Raw genomic sequence first — 13,386 nt, 5'->3', positions numbered from 1 at the left:
CACCCAGGGTGCACCGTTTGTACCCGCCTATCGTCGGGTTGTCCGGCGACAGGCGGGCGATCCGGGACGGATCAGAACGGTTGCGCGTTCGGCTGGAAGAGCGAGCCGTCCACGGGTGCGGTGAGGTCGACGAGGTACCTCGTCACCGCCGCGTCGGCGCCGGCCGAGTCACCGAGGATGCAGTGGCCGAAGGCGTCCACGCTGATCAGGCGGGCGTTGCCGAGCTGCTTCGCCATCCGCTGCGAGAACAGGTACTGCGTCGCCGGGTCGTAGTAGTTGCCCACCACGACGATCGGGTTCTCGGTGTGGCGGTTCCACGGCCCGATCCAGCGGTCCGGGTGGCGTGCCGGCCACGTCGGGCAGGTCAGCAGGTCGGACGCGGCCTGGTAGCGGCCGAACGTGGGCGACTCCTGCTCCCACTTCGCGGCGGTGGAGGCCCAGTTGCGGTTGCTGCGGGAGAACGGCTTGTCGATGCAGTTGACGGCGTAGTACGAGTCGTCGCTCGTGTACGGCGTCTCCGGCAGCGCGCGCACGTCCGCCTTGCCGCCCAGGTTGCCCAGCAGCGGAACGTCCACAACGGACTGGATGCCCGGTGCGGCGGCCGACGGGTTCTGCGCCACGTGGATCGACTGCAGCCACGTGGTCAGCGCCTTGAACGTGCTCGGGCTGTAGAGGTTGCTCGCCGTGCGGCCGACGACGTCGGTCAGCGTCACCTGCGTGCCGTTCGGTAACGTCGTCGGGCCCTTGCGCAGCGACTCGCGGAGGGCGTCGAACTTCTTGCGGGCGTCACCGGCGAACGCGCACCGCTCGACCCCCACGCTGTCGCAGCGCTCGAGCATCGCGTCGAGCGCGATCTCGAAACCGCGGGCGCGCTCGCGGTCGTACTGCGCGCCGTTGGTCAGGCGCAGCTTCGGGTCGACGTTGCCGTCGAGGACGAGCGCGCGCGACCGCTGCGGGAAGATGTTGGCGTAGGTGGCGCCGAGCAGCGTGCCGTACGAGAAGCCGACGTACGTGAGCTGCCTGTCCCCGACCGCCTCCCGCAGGACGTCGAGGTCGCGGGCCACCGCTTCGGTCGACATGTGGTCGAGCAGCGGACCCGCGTTGATCTTGCAGTAGTCCGTGTAGACCTTGGACTGCCGGATCGAGCTCGCGATCTCCTCCGAGGTGGTGGGGAGCGCGTACCAGCCGGCGTTGACGGCGTCGGCCTCCTCCTGGGTGCGGAAGCAGCGCAGCGGCGCGCTGCGGCCCACACCGCGCGGGTCGAAGCCGATGAGGTCGAACTTCTCGAGGACCTCCGGCGTGAAGAAGCTCCCGCCGTAGGCGCTGTAGATGAGGCCTGCGCCGCCGGGGCCGCCGGGGTTGATGAACAGCGAGCCGATCTTCTTCGCCGGGTCGCCCGCGGGGCGCTTCATCATGACGATGCCCGTCGAGTCCCCGCGCGGACGCGAGTGGTCGACGGGCACCTCCTGGACGGCACAGCTGACCCTGGTGCGTTCCGCGGCGGGGATCTCGGCGAGCACGTCCGCCGCGCACGGTCCCCAGGCGGCGGGTCTCGCGGTCGAGGTGGTCCCGGGCTGGGCCGACGCGGAGCCCAGGCCGGTGATGACGGTGCCGAGCGCGACCGCGCTGACGAGCGCAACGCGCACGGCCCGCGTTGATGCAGATGTCATCGATGCAGCCCATCACCGAGCGAGCACCGCGTGTACCCGCCTATCGGATGGTTGTGGCCTCGATTACAGGGCTCGGGCGAGCGAGACCGCGAACCGGTCCTGCCCGTCGGTCCACCACCGGTGCAGCGCGAACCCGGCGTCCTCCAGCTCCTGCTTCACGCCCTCCTCGCGGAACTTGGCCGACACCTCGGTGCGCAGCTCCTCGCCCTCGCGGAACTCCACGGTCAGGTCCAGCTCGGCGAGCGTCACCCGCATGGCCCGCCGGGCGCGCAGGCGCATCTCGATCCACTCCTGCTCGGCGTTCCACAGCGCCACGTGCTCGAACGCCTCCACGTCGAAGTCGCCGCCGACCTCGCGGTTGAGCACGTTCAGCACGTTGCGGTTGAACTCCGCCGTCACGCCCTGCGCGTCGTCGTACGCCCGCACCAGCGTGTCGCGGTCCTTCACCAGGTCCGTGCCGAGCAGCAGCCACTCCCCCGGCTCCAGCACGTCGCGGACCGTGCGCAGGAACTTCTCGCGCTCCTCCGGGATCAGGTTGCCGATCGTGCCGCCGAGGAACGCCACCACGCGCGGCGACTCACCGGGCAGCAGCGAGAGGTGCTGCGTGAAGTCGCCGACCACGCCGTGCACGCGCAGGCCCGGGTAGTCGGCCATGATCGCGTGCGCGGCCTCGGTGAGCGCCGACACCGACACGTCCTGCGGCACGAACTCCCGCAACGTCCCGTGCTCCCGCAACGCGCTGAGCAGCAACCGCGTCTTCTCCGACGAGCCCGACCCCAGCTCCACCAGCGAGTGCGCGCCGGTCGTCGCGGCGATCTCGCCCGCGCGCTCGGCGAGCACCTCGCGTTCGGCACGGGTCGGGTAGTACTCGGGCAGCCGGGTGATGTCCTCGAACAACGCGCTGCCGGCGGCGTCGTAGAACCACTTCGGCGAGACCCACTTCGGGTCCGCGGTCAGCCCGGCCCGCACGTCGGCGCGGAGCGCGTGGGCGGCGTCCTCGGGCGTGAGGTGAACGTCCAGCACCGGCTCGGTCATATCGGTCGAACCTCCACAGTGGATGGAACGGCGGTGACCACGTGCCGGTCGGGGATCTCCCGCCAGCCCGGGTCGTCGTCAAGCGGTTCGGACGCGAGAGTCACGCCCTGTGCCTTCTGCAGCACCCACAGGGCGTGTGTCCACGTCGTCCCCACGAGCACTTCTCCGTTGGTCAGCAGGAAGTTCAGGCGCGACCGGGGTGCCGCGTCCGCAACCTCGTGCACGAGTGCAACAAGCGCCTGCGCCGGGTTCTTCCCGGTCTCCAGGCGGCGTCGCAGGACCGTCCACAGCAGCGCGGAGTCGGTCGGCGCGTCCATGGTGAGCAGGTCCGCCACGTCCAGCGCCTTCGCGAGGCCCGCCACGGTGTGCGGCCAGCCGTCCACGCGTCCGTTGTGGCTGAAGAGCCACGTGCCGTCGGTGAACGGCGCGCACGCCGCGTCCGACACCGGCATGCCCGTGGTCGCCGAGCGCACCGCCGCGAGGAACGCCGTCGACTCCGTGGCGGCGAGCTGGCGCAGGTTCGGGTCGCTCCACACCGTGCCGGCGCGCCGGTACCGCACCGGGCCGGGGAACCAGCCGACGCCGTAGCCGTCGACGTTGACCGTTCCCCCGGACCGCATGTCGCCGGGCGCGTACGACTGGCGCTCCAGCGAGTGCGGTGCGTCGTACAGCGGCCAGGAGACGGGCACGGCGGCGCCCAGGTAAGCCAGGTGGCGGCACATCAGCCTAGGCGTCCCTGGCGCAGCGGAAGCCGGCGAAGATCTGCCTCCTGATCGGGTAGTCCCAGTTGCGGAACGTCGAGCGGATCGCGGAGGAGTCCGTGCCGAACGAGCCGCCGCGCAGCACCTTGTAGTCCGGTCCGAAGAAGACCTCGGAGTACTCCCTGTACGGGAACACCTCGAAGCCCGGGTACGGGCCGAAGTCGCTGGAGGTCCACTCCCACACGTCGCCGATCAGCTGGTGCACGCCGCTCGGCGTCGCCCCCGCCGGGTAGGCGCCGACCGGGGCGGGGCGCAGGTGGCGCTGGCCGAGGTTCGCGTGCTCCTCGGTGGGTTCCTCGTCGCCCCACGGGTAGCGGCGCGTGCGGCCGGTCGCCGTGTCGAAGCGCGCGGCCTTCTCCCACTCCGCCTCGGTGGGCAGGCGCTTGCCCGCCCACCTCGCGTACGCCTGGGCCTCGTGGAAGCACACGTGCACAACGGGTTCGTCCGGCACGATCGGCTCCGTCACGCCGAACGCCGTGCGCACGAACGAGTTCTCCTCGCGCTGCCAGAACCTCGGCGCCACGAGCTTCGCCGTCGTGCGGTGCTCCCAGCCCTCCTCCGTCCACAGGCGACGGTCGTCGTAACCGCCGGCCAGGACGAACTGGGCGTACTCGCCGTTCGTGACCGGTGTCGTGTCGATGAAGAACGAGTCGACGTGCACGGCGTGCGCCGGGCGTTCGTTGTCCAGGGCCCACGGCTCGTCCGAGGTGCCCATCTCGAACGGGCCGCCCGGGATGAACACCTCCGTCGTCGGGACGAGGGCGCCGGGCGGTGGCGCGGGCGCGTGCAGGACCGGGTCGCCCTTGCGCAGCTGGTGCGTGGCGAGCATCGTCTCGTCGTGCTGCTGCTCGTGCTGCACGATCATGCCGAACGCGAAGCCGTTCTCGACGAGCCGGCGGCCCTCCAGCGGCACCTCCTCCAGCACGTCGAACACCTTGCCGCGCACGTCGGCGACGTACTGGCGCGCTTCCCGCGGGTTCAGCAGCGGCAACTCGGGCCGCACGCTGCGGCCGTACTTGAACGCGTCGTAGTACTCGTCGATGTCGCTCCTGACCGGTTCGCGACCACCCACGTCGCGCACGAGCCAGAGCTCCTCCTGGTTGCCGATGTGCGCCAGGTCCCAGACCAGGGGCGACATCAGCTTCGAATGCTGCCGCACGAGGTCGTGCTCGTCGACGGCGTCGGTCAGGGCGGTGGAACGAGCGCGCGAACGCAACAGTTCCTCCGCCACCTGCTCGCGGAGTTGTTCGGTCACAGCTTCCCCTCAAGCTCCCGGCTGATGGTGCTGATCTGTTCTGGAGAGAGGCCCGTGCGGGGCAACGCCTCGATGCCCAGGGCCACGACGTCCTCGGCGGCCCGCGCGACGCGGTCGTCCGCCAGCCCGTGCCGTGCGGCGACGAGCCACCGCCCGGCGGCCCGTTCCGTCGCCGCCAGCACACCGTCCACGACGGACGGGTCGCTGAACAGCGCGACGAGCAGCGCACTCGGCGCGATCCACCCTCCCGGAGGGGGCGTGTCGAGGTATCTGATCTCGATGTACCCGCGCGGCCGCACCGGCGGGAACATCAACGACAGGTGGTAGTCCAGGTCGTCGCTCGTGGGGCGGCGGTCGTGCGCCCCGCCGATCCACTCGGCGAACGTGAACCTGCGCGGCGGGATCCAGCTGGAGCCGGGTCCGCGCACCGCGATGACCGGCGTGTCCAGCACTCTGCGCGCGTAGGCCCCGGCCGGATCGGCGCACACGGCACTCGGCCTGGTGCGCACGGGATCACAGCCGTAGAGCGTCCTCATGCGAGCGGACGCCCAGCCCTCGTGCAACCCGCCGATGCTCGGCGAGTTCGCGAACAGCGCGATCATCACCGGCCCGAGCTGGTGCACGGCCGCCCAGCGGTCCTGCAGGTGCTTCTGCTCACCGAAGTCGAGGCACACCTGCAGCCCCGCGGTGTTGCACATCATCGAGATGCCGTCCTGGCCGAGCTCGCCGAACGCGTGCTCCATCGCGGCGTACCGCGGCACCCGCAGCATGCGCGTGGGACGTCGGTGCTGGTCGGCGCCCTTGTCGCCGAGCACGAGGCCGTGGTCCGCCAGCAGGGCGGTGAGGTGCGAGATGTCCTGGGTGACCGTGCGGAGGAGGTCCGGGAGGCTGGTGCAGGGAGGAGTGGAGATCTCGACCTGCCCGCCCGGTTCGACGGTCAGCGGGGTGCCGCTGGGAAGCGGCCTCTGGGGGCTGTCCGGAACGAGAGTGGGTGGTGCGTGCCCGCCGAGCGCTGTGGCGAGCCTGTGAGGATCGAGGACCCTGGTGGGATCTTCGGCGTGGTGGACGGTCCACTCGAGCTCCACGCCGAAGAGCCTCGGAGGTCCGTGCTTGAAGCAGACCGAGGCGACGTAGGCCTCGGCCTCGGCGCGGTCGGCGAACACCGCCGGCGCCGGCTGGTCACGCAACGCAGTCACCGTTGCCACACTCCCCGTGATCGTCTGGCCCGATCGACGCTACACGCGGGGTCTGACACTCGCAGCTCTGAAATCCTTACGAAACAAGTGAAGTGCCCGTGTGCAGGCGTGCACACGGGCCCTTGTCCCACTACGTGGAGCTATGTCCTGACATTCGAACGCCCCGGTGACACCGGCTCGGCGGTTGACGCGCCGCCGTCCTCGTACACGACGTCGATGTGCAGGAGCCGGTCGTTGCCCGCCGACCCGTCCCTGTCCGCCGACGTGGTGAGCCAGATGTCGCCCTCCCGGTCGACTTCGACGGTGCGCAGGCGCCCGTAGGTGCCCTGGAAGTAGGTCTGCTGCTCGACCAGGTTGCCGTCGGCGTCGATGCGCATCCGGTAGATCCGCTGGCCCATGGTCGTGGCGACGAAGACGTGGTCGTTGATGATCGTCAGGCCCGAGGGAGAGGCCTGCGAGGTCGGCCAGGTCTTCTTCGGCGGCACGGTGCCGGCGCAGTCGCCGATCGTGCCCTCGCAGGGCTGCCAGCCGTAGTTGCCGCCCTTGGTGATCAGGTTGACCTCGTCCTGCCGCGAGTTGCCGAACTCCGACGCCCACAGCCTGCCCTGCGAGTCGAAGTCGAGGCCCTGCACGTTGCGGTGGCCGTAGCTGAAGATCGCACTGCCGGGGAACGGGTTGTCGGACGGGATGGAGCCGTCCGGGTGGATGCGCAGGATCTTGCCGGCGTAGGTGCTGAGGTTCTGCGCGTTGTTGCCGTTCTGCGCGTCACCGGTCGAGATGAACAGGTAGCGGCCGTCCGGGCTCAACCGCAGACGCCCGCCGTTGTGGTAGCGGTTCTTCGGCACGCCGTCGAGCAACGTCGTCCAGCCGGTCAGCCCCGAGCCGTCGAAGTGGGCCCTGACCACGCGGTTCCCGTCGCTGTAGGTGTGGTAGAGGTAGACGAACCCGTCGGTGGCGAAGTTCTTCGACACCTCGATGCCGAGCGCGCCGCCCTCGCCGTTGGTGCCCATCGCGTCGGGCACCTTCCCGATGACGGTCTTGGCACCGGCCTCGGTGACGCGCAGGACGTTCAAGGTCTCGCGCTCGGTCACGAGCGCCGAGCCGTCGGGCAGGAACGCGAGCCCCCACGCCACGTCGACGCCGGACGCGATCTGCGTGACCGCGCCGGGGTTCGGCACCCCCGTGCCGCCACCGGCAGCCGGGCTCGCGGAGATCTGGTTCGAGAACGCCGAGAGGTTGCCCGCCGCGTCCTTCGCCCGCACCTTCACCGCGTACGTCCGGCCGGTGGTGAGCCCCGCGACGGTCGCGCTCGTGGCCGAGCCGTCCGCGGTCTGCTTGAGCGCGCCGTCGAAGTGGATCTCGTAGCCGGTGACCGCCACGTTGTCGGTCGAGGCGCCCCACGCGATCGAGACGCTGGTCGAGGTGGCGCCGGTCGGCCGCAGCGTGCCCGGGGTCGTGGGCGCCTGGCCGTCCACGGGCGCGGGCCCGGTGCGGCCGGCGACGTTGTTCGAGGCCTGCGAGACGTTGCCCGCCCGGTCCTTCGCGAACACCGTCCAGTCGTACTCGGTGTCGGCGCGCAGGCCGGTCGCGGTGGCCTCCAGGACGTCGCCGACGCTCGTGACGAGCTGTCCGTGCTGGTAGATGTCGTAGCCGGTGACGCCCACGTTGTCGGTGGCCGCCTCCCACCTCAGCGAGACCGAGTCGTGGGTGGAGCCGACGAACCGCAGGTCGCGCGGCGGCGTGGGCGCCTCGTCGTCCGGCGGGCCGACGAGCACGGCGGTCAGCTTGTCGGCGTTGGGGCCGCCGTTCGCCGTCGTCGCGGTCGCCCTGATGCGGTTGGCACCGGCGTGCAGGGTGGCTTTGACGGTCCGCGTCCGCCACGTCGTCCACGCGCCCGTGCCGGGGAACGACACCGTCTGGGCGTTGGCTCCGTCCACCGCCACCGAGAGGGGCCGGTCGGTCGTCGAGCCGTTGGCGTACCGGAACGTGAGGTCGTGTTCACCACCGGACTCGGCATTGACCACGTACTCGACGGACGAACCGATGACGTTGGCGTAGTTCACGAAGCCGCGCCCGGAGAAGCCCGCCCAGTTCGACTCGACGACGCCCCGGCTGATCACGGCGTCCTCGGCCTCCTGCTCCGCCGCGGCCTCCTCAACCTGCACGTAGTCGAGGTGAGGACCACCGGTGGCCCCCGCGGACGTGAGCTTGATCCTGTTGGCGCCCGCGCCGAGCGTGACGGTGTTCTCGGCCGACCCCCACGTCGTCCACGCGCCGGTGCCCGCGAAGGCCCGGTCGTCCACCGCCAGGCCGCCGTTGACGCTGATGTCGACCGGGCGGGGATCGGCGGTGCCGTTGGCGTAGCGGATCACCAGCTTCGCCCGGCCCGCCCGGGCCGCGGTGACGGTGAACTCGACGGAGCTGCCCGCGACGTCGCCGACGTCCACGAACCCGGCTCCGGAGAACCCGGCGCGGTCCGACGCCACCACGCCCTGCGAGACCACGGCGTTCTCCGCCTCGTACCGCACCGGCGCCGCTTCGGACTCCGGTGCCGACATCACTGCGACGGCTGTCGTGCACACGACGGCCATCGCCCCGAGCGTGCGCATCGCCCGGCTTCTTCTCGGTGCCACTGTTGTGCCTCCCACGGGGGATCACGACGGAGCGGCGGCGGATTGTCTGGAAAGTTCCTCGACTTCGGCGCGCTTCAGTGCGCGGCAGCCCAGTCAACCCTGTCCCGGCGACGTTGGAAAGCGTTTGCCGGCATCCCGTCACCGCTCCCGGTTCTCGGCGAGCGCGGCGATGAGGTCGGAGACGCCGCGGGTGAGCAGCAGGTCGACGACGTGGACACCTGTCGACTCACGCCGCTGCCAGCCCAGGCGCTCGGCGAGCGTCGACAGCTTGGTGACCTCCGGGGTGTCCATGGCGGCTGAGGATATTGCCGGGAGGGCGGACGGGAGGCCAGGCGCGGCCGGAGATCCACACGAAAGGACGGCACAGGGGCGGAGGCGGTGTGGTGGTCGCGCGAGCCGCGCCACCCTCGCCCGCAGCCGGGAAGATCACACCGGCGGACCCACCAATCCGTACGTACGGATTGGATTTCCCGCCCTCCCCCTGCCACCATTCTCCAGTGCCCAGGGTGAGCCAGGACCACCTCGACGCCCGCCGCCGTCAGATCCTCGACGGTGCGCGTGCCTGTTTCGCGCGACACGGCTACGAGGGCGCCACGGTACGCCGTCTCGAAGAGGCCACGGGACTGTCCCGCGGTGCCATCTTCCACCACTTCCGCGACAAGGAGTCGCTCTTCCTCGCGCTGGCCGAGGACGACGCCCTGCGGATGGCGGACGTGGTGGCCGAGCAGGGCCTCGTCCAGGTCATGCGCGACCTGCTCGACGAGCCGGAGAAGCGCACCGGGGAGCACGCGGCCGACTGGCTCGGCACGCGCCTCGAGGTCTCGCGCCGGCTCAGGACGGACCCGGACTTCCGGGCGCGGTGGGCCGAGCGGAGCGAACAGCTCACGGCGGCCACGCGGCAGCGGCTCATCCGGCAGCGCGAGGCGGGCAACCTGCGCGACGACGTCGACGTGACGGTGCTGACGAGCTTCCTCGAACTGGTCCTGGAAGGCCTCGTCTCGCACCTCGCGATGGGCCTGCCGGCGGACGACATGGAGCCGGTGCTCGACCTGGTGGAGGAAACCGTGCGGCGTCATCGCCGCAGCTCTTGAGAGTTCGCCACGCGAACACCACTGTGGTCCCATGTCGACGCTGAAGACCACCGCCCAGCTCTTCGCGCTGCGCACGCTCGTCCGCGGCTACGCGCTGCTCGGTGACCCCTACGCGGGTGTCCTGGCCTCGCCGCCGGACCGCGACCCCTACGCGATGTACGAGAAGGTGCGCGCGAAGGGCGACATGGTGCGCAGCCGCATGGGCGCGTACGTCACGCCGAGCCGCGCGATCTGCGACTCGGTGTTGCGGGACAACAGGTTCATCACCGCCACGTTCGACGAGGCGTCGATGGTGCCGGTCACGCTGATCAAGAACGGCGAGAAGATCGTCAACCCGGTGCAGGACTCGTTCCTGATGAAGAACCCGCCGGACCACACGCGGCTGCGCAAGCTCGTGCAGCCGTTCTTCACGCCACGCGCGCTCAAGGACCGCACAGCGTCCATCCAGAGGATCGTCAGCGACCACCTCGACCGCCTCGGCGACCGGTTCGACGTCGTCGGCGAGTTCGCGTCGCAGGTGCCGATCCAGGTGATCGCCGACCTGCTGGGCGTGCCGGACGAGGACAAGGCGATCTTCGCGCGCTGGGGCAGCTCGCTCGCCGAGACGCTCGACGGGGTGTGGTCGCACAAGCAGCTCAAGGACCTGCACGCCACGATCGTCGAGTACAACGACTTCATCGACGTCCTCATCGCGGAACGCCGCCGCAACCCCAAGGAGGACATCGTCAGCCACCTCGTGACGCGGCACGAGGACCTCAGCCGCGAGGACCTGGTCGCCACGACCGGTCTGCTGCTCTTCGCCGGGTTCGAGACGACGGTGAACCTGATCGGCAACGGCGTGCTCAAGGCGTTCGAGAACCCGCACACGGTGCTGCCGCTCGCGCAGAGCCCGGAGTACGCCGAGGGGTTCGTCGAAGAGGTGCTGCGGCTCGACCCGCCCGTGCAGTACACGATCCGCTGGCCGCGGGAACGCCTGGAGCTCGCCGGCGTCCCGGTGCCGAAGGGCACGCCGGTCATGCTGGTGCTGGCGGCGGCGAACCGCGATCCGCGCGTCTTCAAGGACCCGGCGAAGTTCGACCCGACCCGGTCCAACGCGCGCGAGCACCTCGCGTTCAGCGCGGGCATCCACTACTGCATCGGCGCCGGGCTGAGCCGCATCGAGGGCGCGATCGCGTTGCACGAGCTCTTCAAGCGCTTCCCGAACCTCGCCCAGGACGGCCCGGTCGCGCGCAGGAGGTCGAAGCTGATCCGCGGCGCCTTGCGACTTCCGGTGCGCGCGAACGAAACCAAACGGTCACTGGCAGTGAAGCCGAGCTGACCTGAAGCGAGATTTGTTGCGTTACGTGCGCTACTTCACCCGCGTGGAGCAATGTTCGTGCCCCAATGACACATCTCCGTAGTGCATCCTTAGGAACGAGAGGGAGACCCGCCGCACCGCCGCCGCGACGGGCCTCCCTCTCGCCTCATCCGCGGGAGCCCTACTCCACGCCCGCCATCAGCTTGCGGATCGACGGGGCCGCCACCGCGAGCGCGCCGCCGAGCACCACGGCCGCGCCGCCCAGCGTGAGGAAGTACGCCGACGGGCTCGTCGTGTAGAACTTCACGAGCTGCGCGGCCACACCGGTACCGGCCGAGGTCGCGAGGAACCACAGGCTCATCGTCTGCGACGCGAATGCCTTGGGCGCCAGCTTGGTCGTGGCGGACAGGCCGACCGGCGAGAGCATGAGCTCACCCGCGGTCATGATCAGGAACATCAGCACGAGCCACATCGGCGTCACCTTGCCGCCGGCGGCCGAGTTGCTCGCGAAGAACATCAGCACGAACGACAGGCCGACGAGCACCAGGGCACCGGCGAACTTGCGCGGGGTCGAGGGAGCCCGGTGGCCGAGCTTGATCCACAGCCACGCGAAGACCGGCGCCAGGGCGATGATCATGATCGGGTTGATCGACTGGAACCAGGCGACCGGGAACTCCCAGCCGAACACGTGGTTGTCGACGTTCGAGTCGGCGAACTCCGCGATGACCGAGGCGCTCTGCTCGAAGATCAGCCAGAACATCGCCGCGGCGATGAACAGCGGGATGTACGCGATGACGCGCGGCTTCTCCTCCGGCAGCGTCTTCGGGCTGCGCAGCATCACGGTGAAGTACGCGATGGGCAGCACGATCGACATGATGCTGATCATCAGGATGACGCCCTCGACGCCACCGAGGACGTACGCGAGCACGCCCAGCGCGGCGATGGCGACGGCGACGCCGCCGATGAGGCCGTAGACGCGGCCCTTCTCCTGCACGGGCAGCGGGTTCGGCGGCACGGCGGCGGAACCGCGGAGGTTCTTGCGGCCGACGCGGTACTGGACCAGACCGAGGGCCATGCCGACCGCGGCGACGGCGAACCCGGCGTGGAAGCCGATGCCGTCCGCGAGAGCGCCGGTGATCAACGGGGAGATGAAGCCGCCGATGTTGATCGCCATGTAGAACACCGTGAAGCCGGCGTCACGACGCGAGTCGTCCTTGGCGTAGAGGCCGCCGACGACGGTCGAGATGTTCGGCTTGAGCAGGCCGGTGCCGAAGACGATGAAGATCAGGCCGATGTACACGCCGGTGATGCCGATGGGCAGCGCCAGGGCGATGTGACCGCACATGATCAGCACGCCGCCGTAGAACGTCGCGCGCTGGCCGCCCCAGACGCGGTCGGCGAGCCAGCCGCCCGCGACGCCGGACATGTAGACCGCTGTGCCGTAGATGGCGACGACGGACAGGGCCAGCGCCTTGTCGACGCCGAGACCGCCCTCGGACACGGCTGTCCACAGGTAGAGGCCGAGGATGGCCTTCATCCCGTAGAACGAGAACCGTTCCCAGAGTTCGGTGAAGAACAGCGTGGACAGGCCTCGGGGATGCCCGAAGAATCCCTTGTCCTGCGCGGAGATGCTGGCGCTGGGTGCGCTCACAGTCATCGCCCTCTCGTGTCAACGATGTCACGGCGGATCCGGTCGAGATTACGCCGAACGCTCGTACGGTTTGCAAACGGGGTTGCGTCCGAGTGGCCCAACTCTCACGCCGGGGTGCGGGGTTGGGCAGGATTTGATGCACTGCTGGGATGGACTTGATCCAGGCGCACGGAGTGGCGATGACGGAGTTCGACCGGCGGGTGCGGGAGATCGCACCGGACCAGTGGACACTCGGCACCCCCTGCCGGGAGTGGTCGGTCAGAGACCTGGTCGGCCACCTCGTCCACGAGCAGCTCTGGGCACCGGAGCTGCTGGCCGGCTGCACGGTGCGGCAGGTCGGCGATCGCTTCGACCACGACAACCTGGGCGAGGAGCCCCTCGTGTCGTGGGTCTTGGCGGCCGCGGCGGCGCGCGAGGCGTGGCTGGAGCCGGACGCGCTGAAGAAGACGGTGAGCGTGTCGTCGGGGACGATCGACGCGGAGGAGTACTGCTGGCAGATGACGGTGGACCTCGCGGTGCACGCCTGGGACCTGGCACGCTCCATCGGCGCCGATGAACGCATAGACCCTGACCTCGTGTCGTCCGTGCTGTCCTACGTCGAACGCAACATCGACGACTGGAGCGGCTCCTCGATGTTCGACTCGCCTGTTCCGGTTTCCTCGGACGCCGACGACCAAACTCGGCTGATCGGCCTGCTGGGGCGCAAGCCGTAGCCGGTCACCGGAGTCCGAAGCGCCCCGCTCCGCATCCCCCTCGCCTCCTGCGGGGCGGGGCGCTCTTCCCCCGTGACGGCCGCG

11 protein-coding genes are annotated in these 13,386 nt (G+C 70.0%); 3 read left to right on the top strand and 8 right to left on the bottom strand.

Annotation, left to right across the window (positions count from 1 at the left end; genetic code table 11):
• Positions 1 to 71: 71 nt before the first annotated feature.
• The 7 genes from L6E10_RS10245 to L6E10_RS10215 all read right to left on the bottom strand — a co-directional run bounded on the left by L6E10_RS10245 (position 72) and on the right by L6E10_RS10215 (position 8,841).
• The gene (locus tag L6E10_RS10245; RefSeq protein ID WP_236219098.1) at positions 72 to 1,670 is read right to left on the bottom strand and encodes an alpha/beta hydrolase; all 1,599 of its coding nucleotides are present in this window, start codon (positions 1,668 to 1,670) and stop codon (positions 72 to 74) included.
• 63 nt (positions 1,671 to 1,733) lie between these two features.
• Positions 1,734 to 2,705: an L-histidine N(alpha)-methyltransferase gene (gene egtD / locus L6E10_RS10240; RefSeq protein ID WP_236219096.1), complete on the bottom strand. Its 972-nt coding sequence runs from the start codon at positions 2,703 to 2,705 to the stop codon at positions 1,734 to 1,736.
• On the bottom strand, positions 2,702 to 3,427 hold the full coding sequence (egtC, locus tag L6E10_RS10235) for an ergothioneine biosynthesis protein EgtC (protein WP_236219094.1): 726 nt from the start codon (positions 3,425 to 3,427) through the stop codon (positions 2,702 to 2,704). The genes egtD and egtC overlap by 4 nt, the downstream gene beginning before the upstream one ends.
• Before the next feature lie 4 nt (positions 3,428 to 3,431).
• Positions 3,432 to 4,721, bottom strand: a complete 1,290-nt coding sequence (gene egtB, locus L6E10_RS10230) for an ergothioneine biosynthesis protein EgtB (RefSeq protein WP_236219092.1) — start codon at positions 4,719 to 4,721, stop codon at positions 3,432 to 3,434.
• Positions 4,718 to 5,917: a glutamate-cysteine ligase family protein gene (locus L6E10_RS10225; RefSeq protein WP_308102765.1), complete on the bottom strand. Its 1,200-nt coding sequence runs from the start codon at positions 5,915 to 5,917 to the stop codon at positions 4,718 to 4,720. Before L6E10_RS10225 ends, egtB begins: the two co-directional genes overlap by 4 nt.
• Positions 5,918 to 6,057: 140 nt before the next feature.
• On the bottom strand, positions 6,058 to 8,526 hold the full coding sequence (locus L6E10_RS10220; protein ID WP_236219089.1) for a PQQ-dependent sugar dehydrogenase: 2,469 nt from the start codon (positions 8,524 to 8,526) through the stop codon (positions 6,058 to 6,060).
• 162 nt (positions 8,527 to 8,688) lie between these two features.
• The gene (locus L6E10_RS10215) at positions 8,689 to 8,841 is read right to left on the bottom strand and encodes a hypothetical protein (RefSeq protein WP_236219086.1); all 153 of its coding nucleotides are present in this window, start codon (positions 8,839 to 8,841) and stop codon (positions 8,689 to 8,691) included.
• Between the two features lie 206 nt (positions 8,842 to 9,047).
• Here L6E10_RS10215 and L6E10_RS10210 point away from each other — a divergent pair, with 206 nt between their 5' ends.
• A complete protein-coding gene (locus tag L6E10_RS10210) occupies positions 9,048 to 9,641 on the top strand; it encodes a TetR/AcrR family transcriptional regulator (RefSeq protein ID WP_236219085.1) in 594 nt (197 codons plus the stop codon).
• Positions 9,642 to 9,672: 31 nt separating this feature from the next.
• Complete coding sequence (locus tag L6E10_RS10205) at positions 9,673 to 10,959, top strand: cytochrome P450 (protein ID WP_236219083.1); 1,287 nt, start codon at positions 9,673 to 9,675, stop codon at positions 10,957 to 10,959.
• A 160-nt stretch (positions 10,960 to 11,119) separates the two neighbouring features.
• Here the strand turns inward: L6E10_RS10205 and L6E10_RS10200 are convergent, their stop codons facing one another.
• Positions 11,120 to 12,595: a peptide MFS transporter gene (locus tag L6E10_RS10200; RefSeq protein ID WP_236219081.1), complete on the bottom strand. Its 1,476-nt coding sequence runs from the start codon at positions 12,593 to 12,595 to the stop codon at positions 11,120 to 11,122.
• A 173-nt stretch (positions 12,596 to 12,768) separates the two neighbouring features.
• Between L6E10_RS10200 and L6E10_RS10195 the strand changes: the two genes are divergently transcribed.
• The gene (locus L6E10_RS10195) at positions 12,769 to 13,302 is read left to right on the top strand and encodes a TIGR03086 family metal-binding protein (protein ID WP_236219080.1); all 534 of its coding nucleotides are present in this window, start codon (positions 12,769 to 12,771) and stop codon (positions 13,300 to 13,302) included.
• The last annotated feature ends 84 nt before the right edge of the window (positions 13,303 to 13,386 follow it).

It is taken from the genome of Lentzea sp. CC55 (assembly GCF_021056325.1).
GTDB lineage: Bacteria > Actinomycetota > Actinomycetes > Mycobacteriales > Pseudonocardiaceae > Lentzea > Lentzea jiangxiensis.
Note: the sequence above shows the minus strand (reverse complement) of the source record. Positions and strands in the feature narration are given on the sequence as shown.

Bases quoted from the DNA above. Each gene is read 5' to 3' on its own strand.
- egtD (WP_236219096.1), bottom strand. From the start codon at position 2,705: ATGACCGAGCCGGTGCTGGACGTTCACCTCACGCCCGAGGACGCCGCC.
- L6E10_RS10205 (WP_236219083.1), top strand. From the start codon at position 9,673: ATGTCGACGCTGAAGACCACCGCCCAGCTCTTCGCGCTGCGCACGCTC.
- L6E10_RS10220 (WP_236219089.1), bottom strand. From the start codon at position 8,526: ATGCGCACGCTCGGGGCGATGGCCGTCGTGTGCACGACAGCCGTCGCA.
- L6E10_RS10195 (WP_236219080.1), top strand. From the start codon at position 12,769: ATGACGGAGTTCGACCGGCGGGTGCGGGAGATCGCACCGGACCAGTGG.
- L6E10_RS10200 (WP_236219081.1), bottom strand. From the start codon at position 12,595: ATGACTGTGAGCGCACCCAGCGCCAGCATCTCCGCGCAGGACAAGGGA.
- egtC (WP_236219094.1), bottom strand. From the start codon at position 3,427: ATGTGCCGCCACCTGGCTTACCTGGGCGCCGCCGTGCCCGTCTCCTGG.
- L6E10_RS10215 (WP_236219086.1), bottom strand. From the start codon at position 8,841: ATGGACACCCCGGAGGTCACCAAGCTGTCGACGCTCGCCGAGCGCCTG.
- L6E10_RS10245 (WP_236219098.1), bottom strand. From the start codon at position 1,670: ATGACATCTGCATCAACGCGGGCCGTGCGCGTTGCGCTCGTCAGCGCG.